Origin of the sequence: Limnobacter sp. UBA7229, assembly GCF_002473065.1 — a bacterium.
In the GTDB taxonomy this organism is placed as follows: Bacteria; Pseudomonadota; Gammaproteobacteria; order Burkholderiales; family Burkholderiaceae_B; genus Limnobacter; species Limnobacter profundi.
This window is the reverse complement of record NZ_DKTN01000023.1, coordinates 240,156-259,160: the sequence shown is the minus strand read 5'-3', so window position 1 is coordinate 259,160 and position 19,005 is coordinate 240,156. Positions and strand designations below refer to the sequence as shown.

Here is a 19,005-nt window from a genome sequence, read left to right as displayed (position 1 = left end):
CTCACCCCCTGAATGCAAAAAAGCCCGCATTTGCGGGCTCTTCTGTAAGGCTGGGGTAAGTGACGGGATTTGCTTTATCGGCCTATTCCCATTCAATGGTCGCAGGCGGCTTGCCCGATACATCGTACACCACCCGGTTCACACCTTTTACCTCGTTAATAATACGATTGGAGATACGGCCCAACAATGAATAAGGCAGGTGTGCCCAGTGTGCTGTCATGAAGTCTTGGGTTTGTACGGCGCGAATGGCCACCACATATTCGTAGGTGCGGCCATCGCCCATCACCCCCACCGATTTCACTGGCAAGAACACTGCAAAAGCCTGGCTGGTGAGGTCGTACCAGCTTTTTCCAATTTGTTCCTCGGTGCAAAGCTCAGCCGCTGCGTCTTTGGCTGTGGCTTTGGTGTTGCGCAATTCTTCGATGAATACGGCATCGGCACGCTGCAAAATTTCAGCATACTCGGCTTTCACCTCGCCAAGAATTCGAACACCCAAGCCCGGCCCGGGGAATGGGTGGCGGTAAACCATTTCAGGGTCAAGGCCAAGTTCAACGCCAAGTTTACGCACTTCGTCCTTGAACAAATCACGCAGGGGCTCCAGCAATTTCAGGTTCAGCGTATCGGGCAAGCCGCCCACGTTGTGGTGGCTTTTGATGCTGGTGGCTTTGCCTGTTTTTGCGCCAGCTGATTCAATCACGTCGGGGTAAATAGTGCCCTGTGCAAGCCACTTGGCGTTGGCACGCATGCCAGCCTCGCGCTGGAATACATCCACGAATGCTTTACCAATAATTTTGCGTTTGGCCTCGGGGTCGGTGACGCCTTTCAGCTGCCCCATGAATTCTTCTGTGGCGTTCACATGCACAACACGCACACCCAAATGTTTGGCGAATGTTTCCATAACCTGCTCGCCTTCCTTGAAACGAAGCAAGCCATGGTCCACAAACACGCAGGTAAGCTGATCACCAATTGCCTTGTGAATCAATGCAGCTGCCACGGAAGAATCAACGCCACCCGAAAGGCCCAAAATAACTTCATCAGTGCCGACCTGGGCACGAATTCTTTCAACCGCTTCATCCACAAAACTTGGCATGGACCAGTCACCTTTGCAACCGCAAATGTCGCGTACAAAGCGTGCCAGTATTTCCTTGCCTTTTTTGGTGTGCGTTACCTCAGGGTGAAATTGCACGGCATAGAAACCGCGTGCTTCATCGGCCATGCCGGCAATTGGGCACGAGGGTGTAGAAGCCATCAACTTGAAGTTGGGTGGAAGCTCGGTCACCTTGTCACCGTGGCTCATCCAAACATTCAACAGGCCATGGCCATGTTCGTTGGTTTCGTCTTGAATGCCATCAAACAGTTTTGTGTGGCCATGGGCCCGAATTTGGGCATGACCAAATTCCCGAACCGTACCCGCTTCGACTTTGCCGCCAAGTTGCATGGCCATGGTTTGCATGCCGTAGCAAATGCCCAGCACTGGTACGCCAAGATTAAACGCCAACTCGGGCGCCCTGTCGGTGCTTTCTTCATAAGCAGACTGGTGGCTACCCGACAAAACAATGCCGGATGCCCCGTATTCCTTGATGCGTTCCGGGTCTACGTCGCAGGGCAAAATTTCGCAGAAAACGCCGCACTCACGTACGCGTCGGGCAATGAGTTGTGTGACCTGTGACCCGAAGTCGAGTACCAAAATTTTCTGATGATTCATGAAGCGTTCTTTGAATGTATTAAAGGTAATTGGCCCAAGGCAATGTTGCGCAGGGCTTGGCCGATGCTTAACTAAGACTTAACAGGCGATCCACTGCTTGCACTGCCGTGCATTGAAGTTCGTCGCCTGACAGGCTGAGAAAGTTGATGTCCACATCAACCAGAGCTTTCACGCCATGGGTTTCGAGCGTGGTTTCACCAAAACGGGCTTTCAGCTGTTCCAGCAAACGTGCCACCTCCGAATTGGTCATGCCCGAACACACAGCCACGAAGGCATCTGCCCCTAGGGATCCAACACTTGAGCCATTGGGCAACATGTCTCGAATAATGGACGCAGTGAACTTGGTGAAATCAACAATGCGATCGTGACCAAACCTGTTCAAAATCAAATCAAATGAACTGAGTTTCACATGCAGCAAGGAAAGGTCTTCTCCCTTGTGCAAGGCATATTCGAGTTCTTTGTCCAGCAGTGCTTCAAATCCGCGTCTGTTCCAAGAGCCTACGATTGGATCAATCAGCAAAGACCTTTGATTTTCGTTCAAAGAACGCACAAACCGGCTCACGACATTGTCCTCTATCGGCTTGGCCAGCTCTACTTCAACCAGGCGCGCGAAATCTCGTAGATCCTGCCTGTCTTCCTGGGAGAATGCGCGGGGAACGCTGTCGATCACGCAAAGCGTACCGATCGTGATACCGAATGCATCCCGAACGGGCTGACCTGCATAAAACCGTATTCTTGGTCCGTCGACAACCAAAGGGTTGTCCATGAATCGGGGGTCCAGCAGCGCATTTTCAACAATCAAAGGTTCATCACTGAGAATGGCATGTCCACAGAAAGACACCTCTCTGTCTGTGGAGCATGCATTCAGGCCTTGAAGCGATTTGAACCATTGAATTTCTTTGTAAACAATGGTGACCAGCGCCGTATCAATGTCAAAGTGCCGACAAACCAAACGCGTGATTCGATCAAACCGGGCCTCGGAGGGGGAATAAATCATTCCCAAATTCTGGATTGCCCGTGTTCTTTCTTCTTCGTTGTGTGGAATGTCAGGTTTTTGCATGGCGGCTTCGCTGTATTCAGGCCTTGTCAATCGACATGGTAGTTCGGTGCTTCTTTGGTAATTTGAACATCGTGTACATGTGATTCCCGAATGCCCGCAGATGAAATTTCAACGAACTCTGCTTTTTCGTGCATTTCAGAAATTGAACGGCAGCCGACATAACCCATGGAAGAACGGACACCGCCTACCAACTGGAAAATGATGGACAGCACGGAGCCTTTGTAGGGCACCCGGCCTTCAATACCCTCGGGTACCAGTTTGTCGGCATTGTTGGCCGGGTCCTGGAAGTAGCGGTCCGCAGACCCCTGTGTCATGGCGCCCAAGGAGCCCATACCGCGGTAAGCCTTGTAGCTGCGGCCCTGGAACAAAACGACTTCACCTGGCGCTTCTTCAGTGCCGGCAAACATGCCGCCCATCATGGCGGCGCTTGCACCGGCTGCCAGAGCCTTGGAAATGTCACCGGAATAACGAATGCCACCATCTGCAATCACAGGCACACCAGTGCCCTTCAGGGCCTTGGCCACATTGGCAATTGCGCTGATTTGGGGAACACCCACGCCAGCCACAATACGCGTGGTACAAATTGAACCTGGACCAATACCCACTTTCACGCCGTCTGCGCCATGCTCCATCAAGGCCAACGCAGCGCTGGCCGTAGCAATGTTGCCGCCAATTACATCCACCTGTGGGTAGTTTTGCTTTACCCAGCGTACGCGGTCCAACACGCCTTTGCTGTGGCCGTGGGCTGTATCAACAACGATTACGTCCACGCCAGCAGCCACCAGCTTTTCAACACGTTCTTCAGTGCCATCGCCCACGCCCACGGCTGCACCTACGCGCAATTTCCCGTGAATGTCTTTGCTGGCCCACGGGTGTTCCGTGGCTTTTTGGATGTCCTTAACAGTAATCAAGCCTTTCAGCGCGTTGTCTGCACCCATCACCAACACGCGCTCCAGGCGGTGCTTGTGCATCAAGGCTTTGGCCTGCTCCAGGCTGTCGTCTTCGGATACGGTGACCAAACGCTCTCGTGGGGTCATGACGTTGGAAACAGGCTGGTCCAGTTTGGTTTCGAAACGCAGGTCGCGGTTCGTGACAATGCCAACCACCTTGCCATTCTTGACAACAGGCAGGCCCGAAATTTTGTGTTGCTGTGTAAGAGCAATGACCTGGCGAACGGTGAGTTCAGGCTCGATCGTGATCGGGTCGCGAAGCACGCCAGACTCATGGCGTTTTACTTTGGCCACCTCGGCCGCTTGCTGCGTTGCTGTCAGGTTCTTGTGAACAATACCGATACCACCTTCCTGTGCCATGGCAATGGCCAACCTGGCTTCAGTCACCGTGTCCATGGCGGCAGACACCAGAGGAATGTTCAGGCTGATGTTTCGGGTCAGTTGGGTAGACAGGGATGTGTCTTTGGGAAGAACGTCTGAGAACGCAGGAACCAGCAATACATCATCAAACGTTAACGCTTTCTGCGTGACACGCATGCAATTTCTCCTTGCGCAAAAGCGAATTATAAAGGATACCCAGCATGCCTGTTTTGGTTTACAAACAGAAAAACCGGGGAATTTAAGTTTTAAGGGACGGTTTTTGATTGCTTGCGGCTTCGCCGCTCGTATTTCGCCAATTCTTTCTGGCGTTTTGTCAGCACCTTGTGTTGGGCACGCCTGCGGCGACTTTCCATTGGGTCGAAGCTAAGCCCATCCAGAATTTCAATGCGATCGCCCGGGTGAAGCAGCATGCCCTCGGTGGCGTAAAGGCCATACACCGCCACTGCGCGTTCCTTGAGTAACAATGCAATGCGTTCACTGCTCAAGCCAATGGCCTGAAGTGCCTGCTCCACCGTGGTTTTTTCGGGCACATTCAATGGCTTGGGCATTGATACAAGCACACCGCCGTCGGCTGGGCCAAGTTCAAGCCAGTGAACAAGCATCACTGCCCTGCCCCGGTGCTGTGTAACGACTCTGCACGTTTAATGAAGGAATCCACGAAACTGTTGGCAAGGCTGGTGAACACCGGCCCCACCAATTGCTCCAGTACCTTGCTTGAAAACTCGTAGGCCAGTTTGAAATGAACCTTACAGGCTTCGGGCGTCAGTTCAATGAAATGCCAGGTGCCCTCAAGATGGGTAAACGGACCTTCCACCAAGGTCATGTGGATTTCCTCGTGTGGTGTCAGTTTGTTCATTGTGCAAAAGCTTTGTTTGACACCCTTGAACGCAATTTCTACGGTCGCTTTTTCAATGTTGGCGCCAACAGGCTCAACACTTCCGGCACCGCACCACGGCAAAAACTGGGGATAATCGGCCACCGCCCGCACCAAATCGAACATTTGTTGCGTGGAAAAATGAACCAACACGGACTTTTCTACAATGGCCATGAATGCTGAAGGGTTTGTTTCCCGCTCGGAGAAAGGATTAAACTCTCTATTTTAGCGTTTTTCACGCTACGCCGCACCCAAAGGACGTTTTCACCGAATTCATGAGCATTATTGACAACAAAAAAGCAGGTTTTGATTACTTCATTGAAGAGAAGTACGAGGCGGGTATTGTGTTGGAAGGCTGGGAAGTCAAATCCATTCGCGATGGTCGTGTTCAAATCAAGGAAAGCCACATCGTGGTTCGCAACGGCGAACTGTGGCTGCTGAACTGCCATATTTCGCCACTGACCAGTGCATCTACCCATGTCAACCCGGTGAACACCCGCACACGCAAGTTGTTGATGCACAAAAAAGAAATTAACCGCTTGATTGGTAAAGTAGAACAAAAAGGTTATTCACTGGTGCCGCTGAACCTGCATTTCAAAAATGGCCGGGTGAAAGTAGACATGGCCCTTGCCAAGGGTAAAAAGCAGCATGACAAACGGGATACCCTGAAGGACAAGGACTGGAAGCGAGAGCAGGAACGGTTGATGAAGATTCACCGTACCTGAGAGATTCTGCGCTGTTCACATCAGACTTCTTCTGAATTTTTCAATCGCAGACAAGGCTGGTTTATTCGGTTCGTTCGATCGGCTTGCCTTGATTTTATCAATCGCCTTAAGGCCAATGTTTACAGTTTGATTCGCCATATCCCGAAGTTTTCTTTCCACAAGTTTGGGATTTGCAAGCATGGTCGAGTTCAGGTAAAACCTGCCCGGCTCCCTCTCTGGTGAACTTGCTTGAAAACGTTGGGTGTTCGGCGGCTCAACAGGCTTATGAGTTTTCACCGTTGATTCATCGGCATTTTCCAGGCGGCTTGGTTGGGTAGCCTGTATTGGGCAGGGCTGGCTGCTCTCGAGGAACCTTTGATACGCAAGAAGCGTAACCCCAGTGCAAAAAGAACCATACAGAAATGTATTTTTGGCTGCACATTTGTGTTCGTCAAGCAAGAAAATTACTTGGGTGTTCCCACCTGACAAATTGGTTTCATTCATGATTTCTTGCAAGCCAATGTCGGCAACCAAGCCATATAGACAATTCGGCTGAGCAAAAACCTCATTACACCCATTGTTGAACGCTCGGGTTTCCAATATCGCGACGTGGTTATTTTTGATCCACATTGCAATTTCTTGGCCTTCGTTTTTGCAAAAGCGAAGTAATTCGTGAACCGACGCATCGGTAATGGCAAGCGTTGCGAAGCTGGAGAATAGCGATTCCAGCCGCAGTTCTCGGTGCAGTTGCAAAAGCGTTCCGCTGTCAGGAATCAGCACAACATGCATCGCCTGTTTTCTCATGTTTCACTGCCGCTGGAGAGTGTTTTAAGGGCCTCGACCATGCGGCTAATTTCGTGTTCTGACACGGTGGGTTTTGGCAGCTTCGCCACTGCCAAAAGCCTGTTCAACTCAGCGGGGGAGCGAATTGAAAGGGCTTTCATGGCGTCATTCGCTGAGCGGACGCCGATTGAAAACTCTGCCAGGATCGTAAAATTCTGATTGCCCAAGGCTTCAGATTGCTCGAAAGAATCCAAAAAGGCCTGAAGTTGTTGGCTAACCACTGTGTTGAGTGGGGCTCCAATTTTCGCGGCTGCCACCCTGGCGCGTTTGATTAAAAGCTTGTCCAGGGTAAGGCTTAGGCTGGCGGTGTCTTTCATGTGCACTTGAAGGGTTTATCAATGGGATTGTTACCTGTTTCTGTGTCCAACAAAGCCCATCAGGTTCCGCCAACTGCCAAGACTTATCTTATTTGCCCTGCTTCACCACCTGCATCGCTGCTGCCACCATGGAACCCATGTTGGACAGGTCGCCAGGCAATATCAGGGTATTGCCAGCCTTGGCTACGCCTGAAAATGCTTCAATGTATTGTTCGGCCACTTTCAGGTTCACTGCCTCCATTCCACCTGGCTCGGCTACCGCTGCGGCTACTTTTCGCAAGGCGTCGGCGGTGGCTTCGGCAATTTCCCTGATTGCACCGGCTTCACCCTGGGCGCGGTTGATGGCGGCAATCCGGTCACCCTCGGAGCGGGCAATTGCAGATTCCCGTTCACCATTGGCAATGTTGATCTGCTCTTGTTTGCGCCCCTCTGACGCAGCAATCAGGGCGCGCTTTTCCCGTTCGGCTGTAATTTGCGCCTGCATTGAAAGTAAAATCTCACGAGGTGGCGTCAAGTCTTTGATTTCATATCGTAATACCTTAACGCCCCAGTTCAGCGCCGCTTCATCCAAAGCATTTACAATCGCCGCGTTGATCATGTCGCGCTCTTCAAAAGTTTTGTCGAGCTCCATGCGGCCAATAATCGATCGCAAGGTGGTTTGCGCAAGTTGGGTAATGGCGCTGATGTAGTCGCTTGAACCGTAGCTGGCCCGCATCGCGTCAGTCACCTGAAAATACAAAATGCCATCAACCTGAAGTTGGGTGTTGTCCTTGGTAATACACACCTGGCTGGGTACATCCAAGGGAATTTCTTTCAGGGAGTGCTTGTACGAAACCCGCTCAATGAAGGGCACAAGAAAATTCAAGCCAGCCTGCAAGGTGCGGTCGTATTTTCCCAAACGCTCTACCACCCATGCACTTTGCTGCGGCACTATGCGCAGCGCCTGGCTGACAAACACAATCGCCAGAATCAATATGACAATTGAAACTTCCATGAATTTTCTCCTTTGATTGGCTAACCTTGGAACAAGGCCACGCCGATTATGCGTGTGTCGATACGCTTTTGACTTTCAGGACATTGCCCTGTACATCGACAATTTGATGCAGGCCCGTTACAGGCGTGCTGTCGGTGCTCTCCGCTGCCCAAGTGGCTCCACGGTATTGCACATTGGCGCGCCCACCCGCATTCCAGCTTGGAATTTCAAGTTTGTTGCCAATGTCGAGCACATCGTGTTGTTTGTCTGTGTTGCTTCGTTTGACCGAACGGTTGCGAAGAAGAAGGCTGCCAGCCACTGCAAACACGGCTGCTGCGCCAATTTGAATTTCAAGACCGTAACCGAGGTAGGCCATCAATGCACCGATGGCCGCCCCCAGGGACACCATGAGCAGGTAAAACGTACCCGTGGTCATTTCGGCAATCAACAAGATACCCGCCAATACCAACCACAGTGACAAATTGCTCAATGGTGTGACTCCTTTTTACTTTTTGTTGAACCTGTCGGCCAGTTTCTGCCAGGTGTCAATCACCGTGTCAGGATTCAGCGAAATGGATTCAATTCCTTCACCAGCCAGCCACAAGGCAAAGTCGGGGTGGTCTGAAGGCCCTTGCCCGCAAATTCCCACGTATTTTCCTTTGGCTTTACAGGCCTCAATGGCTTTGCTCAACAGGGCACGCACGGCAGGGTCGCGTTCGTCGAAATCAGCGGCCAAAATATCCAGCCCTGAATCCCGGTCCAGGCCCAAGGTAAGCTGGGTCAGGTCGTTGGAGCCAATCGAGAAGCCATCAAAGTACTCCAGGAACTGATCTGCCAACACGGCATTGGAAGGCACTTCGCACATCATCACCACTTTCAGGCCATTTTCGCCACGCTTTAAACCGTTGCGGCCCAGCAGGTCAACTACCTTGGCTGCCTGGTTCAATGTGCGTACAAACGGGATCATGATTTGAACATTGTCCAGGCCCATTTGCTCGCGAACACGTTTCAAGGCCAAACATTCCATCTCGAAACACTCCGCAAATTCCTCGGAGATGTATCGGGCCGCGCCGCGGAAACCGAGCATCGGGTTTTCTTCTTCGGGTTCGTAGCGGCTGCCACCGATCAGCTTGCGGTATTCATTGGACTTGAAATCGGACATGCGAACAATAACCGGCTTTGGGTAGAAAGCAGCCGCGATTGTGGCCACTCCCTCAGCCAATTTGTCCACAAAAAATGCGACCGGGCTTGCATGGCCACGCGCCACACTTTCCACGGCTTTCTTCAAATCGGCATCCACGTTCGGATAATCAAGAATGGCTTTCGGGTGAATGCCGATTGCATTGTTGATAATGAATTCCAGGCGTGCCAAGCCAACGCCCTTGTTGGGCAATTGGCAAAACTCAAAGGCCAATTGAGGGTTGCCCACGTTCATCATGATTTTCACGGGAATTTCAGGCAACGCGCCGCGCTTGACTTCGCTGACTTCTGTTTCCAGCAAGCCATCATAGATGTAGCCTGTGTCGCCTTCCGAACAGCTTACTGTAACCAGCATGCCTTCTTTCAGTTTTTCAGTGGCATCGCCACAACCCACCACAGCGGGAATGCCCAGTTCGCGGGCAATGATCGCGGCGTGGCAAGTACGGCCACCGCGGTTGGTGACAATGGCTGCTGCCCGCTTCATCACCGGTTCCCAATTGGGGTCGGTCATGTCGGTCACCAAGATATCGCCGGCTTGTACACGGTCCATCTCAGAGGAATCATTGATTACCCGCACGGAACCTGCACCAATCTTCTGGCCGATGGCTCGGCCTGAACTCAGAATCGCCGAATTGCCCTTAAGCTTGTAACGCAACTGCACGTCGTTGTCTTTTTGCGAGTTCACGGTTTCGGGGCGGGCTTGCAAAATATACAGCTTGCCATCAATACCGTCTTTGCCCCACTCAATGTCCATAGGGCGGCCATAATGCTTCTCGATAATCATGGCGTACTTTGCCAGTTCGATCACATCCTCGTCATTCAATGAATATCGGTTGCGCTGCTCGGCGGGTACATCGACGGTGCGCACGCTTTTCCCGCTTTCCTTCAGCGCATCAAATTCCATCTTGATCAATTTGGATCCAATTTGACGGCGAATGATGGGGTACTTTCCCGCAGCCAATGTGGGCTTGAATACGTAGAACTCATCGGGGTTCACTGCGCCTTGCACTACGGTTTCACCCAATCCGTAGCTGGAAGTGATGAACACCACTTGATCAAATCCACTTTCAGTGTCCATGGTAAACATGACACCAGAAGCCGCTTTGTCAGAGCGAACCATACGCTGCACGCCCGCGCTCAAAGCAACGTCCGCGTGCGCAAATCCCTTGTGTACGCGGTAAGAAATGGCGCGATCGTTGTACAGCGATGCGAACACTTCCTTGATTTTCTCAAGCACATCATCAATGCCGGTGACGTTCAGGAAAGATTCTTGCTGCCCTGCAAAGGAAGCGTCTGGCAAGTCTTCTGCGGTGGCTGAGGAGCGAACCGCCACTGAAATATCGCCACCACTTTGGGCCATCATGGTGGTGTAAGAATCGCGAATTTCTTTTTCCAGATCGGCAGGCAGTGGCGCATCAATTACCCACTGGCGAATTTCGGCACCGGCTTGGGTCAGTGCGCGAACATCGTCCACATTCAGGGCATCGAGCTTGGCGTTGATACGCTCAACCAGATTGTTGGCTTTCAGGAATTCACGGAAGGCATGGGCTGTGGTGGCAAAGCCGCCAGGCACTCGCACACCAGTTTCGGCCAATTGGGAGATCATTTCACCCAAAGACGAGTTTTTACCACCGACAGTTTCTACATCTTCCATTCGAAGCTTCTCGAATGGCGCAACAAGAGCTGTTGGGCTAACTCCTTGATTTGTTGACATTGATTCACCTTGTAGTTCAAAAGAAATAGTGAATGCGGCGATTTGGGTGCACGCGCATCGACTATTTCCCCTGATTTCTTTTTATGATTGTAACTGTAACCCGACCTTTTGCCACCGATACACACAGGATTGATTCATGTCAGAAAATGTAAGCCAGGAACGCACCGTGGTTTTTGTGTCAGACGGCACAGGCATTACGGCGGAAACCCTCGGCCACTCGGTGTTGTCCCAATTTGAAGGCATACGTTTCAAGCAAATTCGCATTCCCTTTATTGATTCAGAAGTGAAGGCAATTTCAGCTCGACAAAAGATCAATGACATCGCGAAATACGATGGCCAGAAACCCATTGTGTTCAGCACCCTGGTGAACACCGTAATCAACGATGTGGTGAAGCAGGCTGATGGCGTGTTCATGGATTTGTTCCTCACCTTTGTGGAACCCTTGGAAAAAGAACTGGACATCAAAAGCACACATCGCATTGGCAGGTCGCACACCATTGCGGACAACGAGCAGTACAAAAACCGAATTGAAGCGATTAACTACACACTGGCGCATGACGACGGTCAAACTCACAAAGACCTACAGGCAGCCGATGTTATTTTGGTGGGTGTTTCCCGCTCGGGTAAAACCCCAACAAGCCTTTACCTGGCCATGCAATACGGTATCAAGGCCGCCAATTACCCATTGATTCCAGAGGACTTCGAGCGTGGTGAGTTGCCCGCCGCCCTGCCCCCTTTCAAAGACAAGATTTTTGGACTGTCCATTTCGCCAGAACGCTTGAGCGAAATACGCAACGAACGCCGCCCGGGCAGCAAATACGCCTCACTTGAAAATTGCAGGCAAGAGATCAAGGCGGCAGAGTTCATGATGCGTCGGGAGGGAATCAGTTGGCTTAGCTCGACCAGCAAGTCCATTGAAGAAATTTCAACTACGATACTGCAGCAATTGAATTTGGGTTCCCCAATTTACTAAGTTTGCACCTTCAACACGCTGGTTCAAAACAAACTTTGCTGAGAATCGGTTGCTATCTCGGGCTCGTCGGGTTGTTTGTTGTTGCGAGGTCGTGGGCTGCCGCGGTTATTGCCATTGCGGTTTGGGTTTCTTGAGCCGTGTTTTTCATACACACGCTTTGATTCTTCAACAAAACCCTTGCGGTGCCTGAACTCTGTAATGTTGGAACGCGCTTTCGAAATGGCTGTGTCAGGGTCCACTACCGGCCAAGGGTAGTCCACCCCTATCACGCATCCGCACTCTTGCTGAATGAGTTGAGGTGTATTCCAGGGCTCCCCTATCCATGGATTAGGGATGTTTTTCAGCTCTGGTATCCAGCGCCTGATGAACACCCCATTGGGATCGTGATCTTTGGCTTGTTTCACCGGGTTGTAAATGCGCAAGGTGTTGATGCCTGTGACGCCCGACTGCATTTGGAATTGCGGGTAGTGAATGCCAGGCTCGTAGTCGAGAAATTCACGCGCCAACATGGGCGCCGTGTGTCGCCAATCCAGCCAGAGTTGGTAAGACGCAAATGCCACAAGCATGGCACGCATGCGGAAGTTAACCCAACCCGTGGCGCGCAACATTCGCATGCAGGCATCTACCATTGGAAAACCGGTACGCCCTTCTATCCACGCCAGTGCTTTTTGATTTTCCTCCGGGCTAAGCTCGGAGAAATTGCGCATGGCATTCAACCCACGGTGAGCTGATCGAAATTCAAGCTCGGGTTCGCTTTCCAGTTTTTGAATGAAGTGGCAATGCCAATGCAAACGGCTCTCGAACGACTTCAGGGATTGCTTCCACTGTGTTTGTGCTTTGGGTGGTAAATCGCTTTCTGCCAGTTGCTGACGCGCCTGGCCCAACACCTCCAGCACTTCCCGAATGGAAATTACACCAAAAGCAAGGTAAGGCGACAGGCGTGAGCAGGCTGATTCAGCGCTCAATGGGCTGGACATTTCAAAGCGGTAATTCATGCCGCGTTCGCTCAAAAACTCACTCAAACAGCGTTGTGCCTGTTGCCTGCCACCCTGCTGACGCAGGGTTTTGTCCGTTAAATGTTTGGGGTAAAAATGCACATATTGAGCCCATTGCGGCCAAAGTGAACAGTTCAATTGCACACAGGGCAAACCATTGGCTTCTAGTTGCTGCTGCAAGTTCTGCGGGAAATCAAACCAAGTGGTCTGAGGTAATTCTGAAAACTCTGGCGCAGGAAGTACTGGTTTGCGCATGGTTTCAAGCCAAAGCTTGCCCCATTCATCGCGATTTTCAAGTTTGCGCACCACCGCATTGTTGGGGAATTCAAACCAGGGCACGGCATGGTTTGCACACAAGGCTTTCACTTCCTTGTCACGCGCAAAGCTGGCCCAGTTGCCAGTTTCCTCGTGGCTGTAAATGCTGAGTTGTTGGCAACACAAGGCCATTGTTTGCAAGGCAACTGGCGCATTGGCTTTGGCCAATAGCAAGGGCACATGCTCGGGCAATTGCTCCGCCAATTCCTGTAAACATTCACGGGCAAATTCAAAATGCTGGGGGGCACTGTCGGGCTGCTTGATCAGTTTGGGTTCAAGGCAGTACAAGGCCGCCACGCAACCTTTGCTTTCCCTGGCGGCTGCAATTGCCGCATGCCAGGGAGCATGGTCGCTAAGGCGCAGGTCTTTTTTCAACCAAACAAGGTGCAAGTGCATACAGCGAAATCCAGATACCACTGTTTAAGTGTACAGTGTATTTGATTTTACCGCCTTTGCCTGAATTGTTCAAATAAACACACTGCGCTGCTGCTGCCTACATTCAGGCTTTCAATGGTTTTGCTTTGCGGAATTCGAATGTGTTCACTGGCGCGGTCCAGCCAGGCTTGGCTTACGCCTTGCCCTTCGCTGCCGAATACCCACACACCCGCAGTTTTTAAATTGGCGTTGAACAGGTCAACGCTTTTGGGATGCAGGCTGGTCACGCGCACCGGTATTTTTGATTTAGCCGATGAAAGCGCTTTCAGCAAGTCTTCTTCAGCGTACAGCTGCAAGCCAAACTGAGCGCCCATACCTGCACGCAGCACCTTGTCACTCCACACCCAGGCGCTGTGGTCGCTCAATGCCACTTGCTGAACCCCAGCCGCTGCACAATTGCGCAACAGGGTGCCCACATTGCCTGGATCTTGGATGCCGTCCAGTAAGACAATATCCTGGTTTAAATCAATGGCTGCGCTGGCATTCACCGGTTTGAAAAAGATCATCGGCCCGGTGGGGGTATTCAGTTTGCTGAGTTTTGAATAAAGTGCGTCGCTAAGCACCAGACAGCGCACCTCACCGTTCTCAAGCACATCGCTCAGGGCCGACATGGTCAACCATTCAGGCTTGTTCAACAAACTTTGAGGAATCCAGACCGATTCAATGTGCACACCCGGCAGGTGTAGCAGCGTTTCTGCAAGGTGCAAACCCTCGGCTGCAGCCAGGCCGCTGTTGCGCAACCCATGGTTGGAGGAAAGCAGTTTGACGGCAGCTTTCAGCCGTTCATTTTGGGCCGATTCAATTTGTGTAAAATGGCGTTCGTAACTCATGATCGCCTCTAGAACGAAGGGTTCTGTTGTGCTCGTTCCAGTGCCTCACGCACTGGACGGAACGATTTTCTATGTACTTGTGTAGCCCCATGTTCCCGCAGCAAAGCCATGTGGCGCGCAGTGGGGTAGCCCATATGCACGTCCAGTTCATACTGTGGGTATTGCAGCGCATGGGTTTTACACCAGTCGTCGCGAGCCACTTTGGCCAAAATTGAGGCAGCTGAAATTGCAGGAATTTTGGTGTCGCCTTTCACCACAGCAAGCGCTTGGTATGGCCATTTTGGCAATTTGTTGCCATCCACCACGATCAAGCATTGCTCCGGTTTCAGGCCGGTTTGTGCAAGCACCGAGTCAACGGCTCGCCACATGGCCAGCAAACTGGCTTGGAGTATATTCAAGCGATCAATTTCTTCAACAGTGGCGTGGGCCACTGCGCATGCTTTGGCATGTTCGTGAATTGAGCTCGCGAGCGTGTCTCGCTTCTTGGCAGTGAGTGTTTTGGAGCAGGCCAATCCATCAATGGTATTGGGCTGATTCAGCAAGGCCGCACCAGCCACCACTGGGCCGCACAGTGGGCCTCGCCCCGCTTCATCCACGCCAATCACCTGCAAGTCGAGCTGTGCAGCGTGTGCCTGAATTTCTGACCACTCTTGAAACCTAGCCATTCATTACCTGCTGAATAACGCGGCTGGCAATTTCTCCAGAAGGTTTTAACAAGCGTTGGTGCTGTTCCGCAAACAGTGTTTGAAGCCGGTCCCGATTGGCATCATTATCAAGTTGAAACAGTGCTTTTTGCGCGAGCGCAGCCGGTGTTGCATCGTCTTGCAGTAGTTCGGGCACCGCAAATTCATTCAACAAAATATTGGGCAATCCCACATAAGGCTGGTAGCCCTTGCCTTTCATCATTTGGTAGCTTAGCCACGGCATTTTGTAGGCAATCACCATGGGTTTGCGGTACATCATCGCCTCGAGTGTGGCGGTGCCGCTGGCCAGCATCACTGCATCGGCTGAAGCCATGCATTCATGAGACTTGCCCTCGATCAATGCCCAGCGATCCAGTAGTTGTGCCGGGATCATGGTTCTGAACATGTCGAGCAATTTGCTGGCCGGTGGCATGGGTGTTACAAAACGCAAGTCTGGTTTTTGCTTGAGTAATTCAACGCAGGCTTGAACAAATGCAGGGCCAATGTGTTTGACTTCGGCACCACGGCTGCCGGGCAATACGGCCAGCAATTGCCCTTCGCGTTGCAAGCCCAGGGCGGTACGATAGGCCATGGGGTTGATTGTTTCGGGTACCAGTGCAGCCATGGGGTGGCCAATGTAGGTGGCTGAAATCCCTTCTTTGGCTAAAATTTCAGGCTCGAATGGAAAAATGCACAATACATGGCTGCAGGCAGCTTTTATCTTGTGAATGCGCTCCATTCGCCAAGCCCAAATCGATGGGCACACCACATGGACCGTGGGCACGCCACTTTCACGCAGGGCGAGCTCAAGGTTCAAATTGAAATCCGGGGCATCTACACCCACAAACACTTTGGGTCGATTGTTGATTGACCAGTGTTGAATAAGATTTTTGCGCATCTTCAGCAAGCGTGGCAAATGGCGCAACACCTCGACATAACCACGCACCGACAACTCTTCCGAGCCATGCAAGGGCTTCACACCCAAATCGCGAAGCTTGGGGCCCGCAATGCCCTCCATGGCCAGCGTTTGGGTTTGTATCAGATGTTCAATGGCCAAGGCGCCTATCCAGTCACCTGAGGCCTCGCCCACGGCAATCGCCAGGTCCACAGGCTGAGTGCTGTAAGGTGTACGGGTGTACGCCATGGCTTAACGAATGATGCCGCGAGTGGCTTCGTCAAGAAACACTTTCATGTGGACAAGGTGTGGCTTTGCATCGTCGGGTGCGGCAGTGGCCAAGGAATCAATTGCCTCTTTGGCTTCTGCGATACTCAGTCCTTGGCGGTAAATTGCCTTGTAGGCCCGTTTGATATTCAGAATCGCATCGGGTGAAAACCCCCGACGCTTCAAACCCTCCGAGTTTATTCCGGCTGGTGCTGCCGGGTAACCCGCTGCCATCACGAAGGGAGGAACGTCTTGCATCAGCTTGGTTTGAAATGCAGTCATGGCATGGTCGCCCACGCGAATGAATTGATGCACGCCGCTCATACCGCCAAGAATAACCCAGTCCCCAATAATGACGTGCCCAGCCAGCTGCACGCTGTTGGCGATGATGGTGTTGCTGCCAATGTGACAGTCGTGCGCAATGTGCACATACGCCATAATCCAGTTGTCGTTGGCCATGGTGGTTTTACCACCGTCTTGCACAGTGCCAGTGTTGAAGGTGCAGTACTCCCGAACGGTGTTGCGGTCGCCGATGATCAGTTCAGTGGGTTCACCTTTGTATTTTTTGTCTTGTGGGTCTCCGCCAATGGTGGCTGAGCCATGAAATACATTGTCTTGGCCAATGGTGGTGTGCCCGGCAATGACCATGTGCGGGCCAATTTTTGTGCGGGCACCAATTTTTACATGGGGACCAATGACTGAAAATGGTCCAACTTCAACCGTGCTGTCCAGTTCGGCCTTGGGGTCGACTATTGCTGACGCATGTATGGGCATTTGAAAGTGTTCCTTAAACTTCGCGGGCCGTGCACATCAAATCAGCAAGCGCGACCACATTGCCATCCACCAGCGCTTTCGCAGCGTACTTCCAGATTCCGCGCGAAACACGCTCCACCTGAACATCCAGCATCAAAACATCACCAGGCACCACGGGGCGCTTGAAACGACAATTGTCGATACCCACGAAGTAATACACCAAGTTCTTGTCGGGCGCGGCTTCCATGGATTTAAACGACAGCAGCCCAGCGGCCTGCGCCAAGGCTTCCATGATCAACACACCGGGCATGACTGGGTGAATCGGGAAATGTCCCGGGAAAAAAGGTTCGTTGTAGCTGACATTTTTCTGGGCCAGAATTCGAACGTTGGGCTCGAGTTCAAGCACTCGATCAACGAGCACAAAAGGGTATCGGTGCGGCAAATTTTCCAAAATGCCTTTGATGTCCATAACTGGCGTATTCATAGCTTCTGAGTTCACACTTTTAAATTTGGGTTTATTGTTATTTCAGCTTGTTTTTCAGCTCACGCACTTCACCGCGCAACTTGAGCAATTGTTTGAGAGTAACCGCAGTTTTCTCCCAATCCTTGTGTTCTTGCAAGGGAAAAATTCCGGTGTAGGCGCCCGGCTCCTTAATGCTGCTCATCACGACTGACGCTCCAGACACATGCGTGCCATCTGGAATGTTGAGATGACCAAACACCATGGCCGCGCCACCCACCGTGCAGCGAGCACCTATGCTGGTACTGCCTGCAACACCTACGCAGCCAGCCATCGCGGAGTGTTCGCCCACAGTGACATTGTGAGCGATCTGGATTTGATTATCCAGTTTTACGCCAAAACCAATCAGGGTGTCGTCTAGCGCACCCCGGTCTATGGTGGTGTTGGCACCAATTTCCACATGGTCTGCAATCAGTACACGACCCACCTGCGGTATTTTGACCCAGGCTCCCTTTTCATTGGCAAAGCCAAAACCGTCCGCTCCGATCACCACACCAGCATGCACAATGCAATTCGAGCCAACTGTGCATTCGTCGTATATGGTCACGTTTGGATAAATGCGAGTATGTGCACCCACTTCAACCTGGTTGCCCAGCACCACGCCAGCTTCAATTCGACTGCCCTCGCCCACTTTGGTGTGGGCGCCAATTACGCAATTGGCTGCAATCATCGCGCTGGGAGCGATTGTGGCGGTTGGATCTACAACAGCACGCGGATGAATGCCCGGCGCAGGTTTGAACTCACTGTGAGCCACCCACCATTGTTGCAATTTGGCGTAGTACAGGTAAGGGTCACTGACCACCCATGCGACTGAGGTGGGCACGGGCCCTGCGCTGTCTTTGAGGAACTGGCAAAGCGACTCGAATTGGGATTCACGGACAAGAATTACACCCGCTTTTGTTGAGAGCAATTGGTCGCGAAACTTGGGATTGGCAATAAAGCCGAGATGTTTGATCCCGGCTTTTTCCAGCGGTTGAATTCCGGCCAGAGGAATGTCATCAGACACTGCCGGGTCACCACCAAACGAAGCCAGTCGACCGCCAAACTGCTCAAGCAGTGTGCTGAGCTTCGTTTCAATGAAATTCATTGATGTGGTTTACTTCGCGTTGTCCAAGCTGCTGAGAACTTGGTCAGTAATGTCAATGCGCTTGTTGGCATACACGGCTTCCTGGAAAATGATGTCGTAATTTTCCTTTTCCGCAATTTGGCGGATCACGCGGTTCGCGCGCTCTACCAACTCACCCACCACCTGGTTTTTACGCTGAGCCAAGTCCTCTTCAAACTCGCGACGCTTGCGTTGGAAATCACGGTCCATTTCAGCCAGATCACGTTGACGGCGAACCTTCTCTGCTTCAGGCAAGGTGATGGCGTCTTTGTCCAGTTTGGTGGCCTCTGCTTTCACTTTGGTAGCCAGGTCTTCCAGTTCTTTCTGACGCTTTGAAAAATCACGTTCCAGTTTCTTTTGGGACTCCACTGCAAATTTGGAATCGCGCAAAATTCGTTCTGTGTTCACAAATCCAATCTTGGTCGCTGCTTGGGCGTGAGACATGGTTGGCAGTACAACCGCCAAGGACAAAGCACTGCCAATCAACAATTTTTTCACACTATTCAAAACCAT

The 19,005-nt window shown here is 51.8% G+C and carries 20 protein-coding genes; 2 read left to right on the top strand and 18 right to left on the bottom strand.

The genetic code is table 11. From position 1 onward, the window contains the following. Window positions 1-82: 82 nt before the first annotated feature. The 5 genes from guaA to B4C79_RS15320 form a co-directional block, all read right to left on the bottom strand. A complete protein-coding gene (gene guaA / locus B4C79_RS15340) occupies window positions 83-1,705 on the bottom strand; it encodes a glutamine-hydrolyzing GMP synthase (RefSeq protein ID WP_291739738.1) in 1,623 nt (540 codons plus the stop codon). Window positions 1,706-1,772: 67 nt separating this feature from the next. Beyond that, complete coding sequence (locus B4C79_RS15335) at window positions 1,773-2,765, bottom strand: sensor domain-containing diguanylate cyclase (protein WP_171099084.1); 993 nt, start codon at window positions 2,763-2,765, stop codon at window positions 1,773-1,775. A gap of 26 nt (window positions 2,766-2,791) precedes the next feature. Beyond that, window positions 2,792-4,252, bottom strand: coding sequence for an IMP dehydrogenase (gene guaB / locus B4C79_RS15330; protein ID WP_171099086.1), 1,461 nt, complete (start codon window positions 4,250-4,252; stop codon window positions 2,792-2,794). A gap of 89 nt (window positions 4,253-4,341) precedes the next feature. After that, window positions 4,342-4,698: an RnfH family protein gene (locus B4C79_RS15325; protein WP_205882382.1), complete on the bottom strand. Its 357-nt coding sequence runs from the start codon at window positions 4,696-4,698 to the stop codon at window positions 4,342-4,344. After that, window positions 4,698-5,144: a type II toxin-antitoxin system RatA family toxin gene (locus B4C79_RS15320; RefSeq protein WP_105029103.1), complete on the bottom strand. Its 447-nt coding sequence runs from the start codon at window positions 5,142-5,144 to the stop codon at window positions 4,698-4,700. The genes B4C79_RS15325 and B4C79_RS15320 overlap by 1 nt, the downstream gene beginning before the upstream one ends. Before the next feature lie 101 nt (window positions 5,145-5,245). Between B4C79_RS15320 and smpB the strand changes: the two genes are divergently transcribed. Continuing rightward, the gene (gene smpB, locus B4C79_RS15315) at window positions 5,246-5,695 is read left to right on the top strand and encodes an SsrA-binding protein SmpB (RefSeq protein ID WP_105029104.1); all 450 of its coding nucleotides are present in this window, start codon (window positions 5,246-5,248) and stop codon (window positions 5,693-5,695) included. A gap of 15 nt (window positions 5,696-5,710) precedes the next feature. Here the strand turns inward: smpB and B4C79_RS15310 are convergent, their stop codons facing one another. The 5 genes from B4C79_RS15310 to ppsA form a co-directional block, all read right to left on the bottom strand. Beyond that, window positions 5,711-6,478, bottom strand: coding sequence for a hypothetical protein (locus B4C79_RS15310; protein ID WP_291740369.1), 768 nt, complete (start codon window positions 6,476-6,478; stop codon window positions 5,711-5,713). Next, the gene (locus tag B4C79_RS15305; RefSeq protein WP_291740371.1) at window positions 6,475-6,834 is read right to left on the bottom strand and encodes a hypothetical protein; all 360 of its coding nucleotides are present in this window, start codon (window positions 6,832-6,834) and stop codon (window positions 6,475-6,477) included. The genes B4C79_RS15310 and B4C79_RS15305 overlap by 4 nt, the downstream gene beginning before the upstream one ends. Before the next feature lie 88 nt (window positions 6,835-6,922). After that, entirely contained in the window at window positions 6,923-7,828 is a 906-nt protein-coding gene (locus B4C79_RS15300) for an SPFH domain-containing protein (RefSeq protein ID WP_105029107.1), read from the bottom strand. A gap of 46 nt (window positions 7,829-7,874) precedes the next feature. Beyond that, a complete protein-coding gene (locus tag B4C79_RS15295) occupies window positions 7,875-8,297 on the bottom strand; it encodes an NfeD family protein (protein ID WP_171099088.1) in 423 nt (140 codons plus the stop codon). Between the two features lie 15 nt (window positions 8,298-8,312). Beyond that, entirely contained in the window at window positions 8,313-10,721 is a 2,409-nt protein-coding gene (gene ppsA, locus B4C79_RS15290; RefSeq protein WP_291740375.1) for a phosphoenolpyruvate synthase, read from the bottom strand. A gap of 136 nt (window positions 10,722-10,857) precedes the next feature. Here ppsA and ppsR point away from each other — a divergent pair, with 136 nt between their 5' ends. After that, entirely contained in the window at window positions 10,858-11,694 is an 837-nt protein-coding gene (gene ppsR / locus B4C79_RS15285; protein ID WP_171099090.1) for a posphoenolpyruvate synthetase regulatory kinase/phosphorylase PpsR, read from the top strand. A gap of 23 nt (window positions 11,695-11,717) precedes the next feature. On the opposite strand, the gene B4C79_RS15280 is transcribed toward ppsR, so the two are convergent. The 8 genes from B4C79_RS15280 to B4C79_RS15245 are packed head-to-tail and all read right to left on the bottom strand — an operon-like array spanning window position 11,718 to window position 19,005. After that, window positions 11,718-13,400: a cryptochrome/deoxyribodipyrimidine photo-lyase family protein gene (locus B4C79_RS15280; RefSeq protein WP_291740377.1), complete on the bottom strand. Its 1,683-nt coding sequence runs from the start codon at window positions 13,398-13,400 to the stop codon at window positions 11,718-11,720. A gap of 47 nt (window positions 13,401-13,447) precedes the next feature. Then, window positions 13,448-14,269, bottom strand: coding sequence for a TrmH family RNA methyltransferase (locus B4C79_RS15275; RefSeq protein ID WP_291740378.1), 822 nt, complete (start codon window positions 14,267-14,269; stop codon window positions 13,448-13,450). 8 nt (window positions 14,270-14,277) lie between these two features. After that, the gene (locus tag B4C79_RS15270; RefSeq protein WP_291740380.1) at window positions 14,278-14,934 is read right to left on the bottom strand and encodes a ribonuclease HII; all 657 of its coding nucleotides are present in this window, start codon (window positions 14,932-14,934) and stop codon (window positions 14,278-14,280) included. After that, entirely contained in the window at window positions 14,927-16,096 is a 1,170-nt protein-coding gene (gene lpxB / locus B4C79_RS15265; RefSeq protein WP_291740383.1) for a lipid-A-disaccharide synthase, read from the bottom strand. Before lpxB ends, B4C79_RS15270 begins: the two co-directional genes overlap by 8 nt. Before the next feature lie 3 nt (window positions 16,097-16,099). Next, the gene (gene lpxA, locus B4C79_RS15260; RefSeq protein ID WP_291740385.1) at window positions 16,100-16,888 is read right to left on the bottom strand and encodes an acyl-ACP--UDP-N-acetylglucosamine O-acyltransferase; all 789 of its coding nucleotides are present in this window, start codon (window positions 16,886-16,888) and stop codon (window positions 16,100-16,102) included. A gap of 13 nt (window positions 16,889-16,901) precedes the next feature. Beyond that, the gene (gene fabZ / locus B4C79_RS15255) at window positions 16,902-17,351 is read right to left on the bottom strand and encodes a 3-hydroxyacyl-ACP dehydratase FabZ (RefSeq protein WP_232222716.1); all 450 of its coding nucleotides are present in this window, start codon (window positions 17,349-17,351) and stop codon (window positions 16,902-16,904) included. Between the two features lie 37 nt (window positions 17,352-17,388). After that, on the bottom strand, window positions 17,389-18,474 hold the full coding sequence (gene lpxD, locus B4C79_RS15250; RefSeq protein ID WP_291740389.1) for a UDP-3-O-(3-hydroxymyristoyl)glucosamine N-acyltransferase: 1,086 nt from the start codon (window positions 18,472-18,474) through the stop codon (window positions 17,389-17,391). A 9-nt stretch (window positions 18,475-18,483) separates the two neighbouring features. Continuing rightward, the gene (locus tag B4C79_RS15245) at window positions 18,484-19,005 is read right to left on the bottom strand and encodes an OmpH family outer membrane protein (protein ID WP_105029115.1); all 522 of its coding nucleotides are present in this window, start codon (window positions 19,003-19,005) and stop codon (window positions 18,484-18,486) included.

Bases quoted from the DNA above. Each gene is read 5' to 3' on its own strand.
- guaA (WP_291739738.1), bottom strand. From the start codon at position 1,705: ATGAATCATCAGAAAATTTTGGTACTCGACTTCGGGTCACAGGTCACA.
- B4C79_RS15335 (WP_171099084.1), bottom strand. From the start codon at position 2,765: ATGCAAAAACCTGACATTCCACACAACGAAGAAGAAAGAACACGGGCA.
- guaB (WP_171099086.1), bottom strand. From the start codon at position 4,252: ATGCGTGTCACGCAGAAAGCGTTAACGTTTGATGATGTATTGCTGGTT.
- B4C79_RS15325 (WP_205882382.1), bottom strand. From the start codon at position 4,698: ATGCTTGTTCACTGGCTTGAACTTGGCCCAGCCGACGGCGGTGTGCTT.
- B4C79_RS15320 (WP_105029103.1), bottom strand. From the start codon at position 5,144: ATGGCCATTGTAGAAAAGTCCGTGTTGGTTCATTTTTCCACGCAACAA.
- smpB (WP_105029104.1), top strand. From the start codon at position 5,246: ATGAGCATTATTGACAACAAAAAAGCAGGTTTTGATTACTTCATTGAA.
- B4C79_RS15310 (WP_291740369.1), bottom strand. From the start codon at position 6,478: ATGAGAAAACAGGCGATGCATGTTGTGCTGATTCCTGACAGCGGAACG.
- B4C79_RS15305 (WP_291740371.1), bottom strand. From the start codon at position 6,834: ATGAAAGACACCGCCAGCCTAAGCCTTACCCTGGACAAGCTTTTAATC.
- B4C79_RS15300 (WP_105029107.1), bottom strand. From the start codon at position 7,828: ATGGAAGTTTCAATTGTCATATTGATTCTGGCGATTGTGTTTGTCAGC.
- ppsA (WP_291740375.1), bottom strand. From the start codon at position 10,721: ATGTCAACAAATCAAGGAGTTAGCCCAACAGCTCTTGTTGCGCCATTC.
- ppsR (WP_171099090.1), top strand. From the start codon at position 10,858: ATGTCAGAAAATGTAAGCCAGGAACGCACCGTGGTTTTTGTGTCAGAC.
- B4C79_RS15280 (WP_291740377.1), bottom strand. From the start codon at position 13,400: ATGCACTTGCACCTTGTTTGGTTGAAAAAAGACCTGCGCCTTAGCGAC.
- B4C79_RS15275 (WP_291740378.1), bottom strand. From the start codon at position 14,269: ATGAGTTACGAACGCCATTTTACACAAATTGAATCGGCCCAAAATGAA.
- B4C79_RS15270 (WP_291740380.1), bottom strand. From the start codon at position 14,934: ATGGCTAGGTTTCAAGAGTGGTCAGAAATTCAGGCACACGCTGCACAG.
- lpxB (WP_291740383.1), bottom strand. From the start codon at position 16,096: ATGGCGTACACCCGTACACCTTACAGCACTCAGCCTGTGGACCTGGCG.
- lpxA (WP_291740385.1), bottom strand. From the start codon at position 16,888: ATGCCCATACATGCGTCAGCAATAGTCGACCCCAAGGCCGAACTGGAC.
- fabZ (WP_232222716.1), bottom strand. From the start codon at position 17,351: ATGAATACGCCAGTTATGGACATCAAAGGCATTTTGGAAAATTTGCCG.
- lpxD (WP_291740389.1), bottom strand. From the start codon at position 18,474: ATGAATTTCATTGAAACGAAGCTCAGCACACTGCTTGAGCAGTTTGGC.
- B4C79_RS15245 (WP_105029115.1), bottom strand. From the start codon at position 19,005: ATGGTTTTGAATAGTGTGAAAAAATTGTTGATTGGCAGTGCTTTGTCC.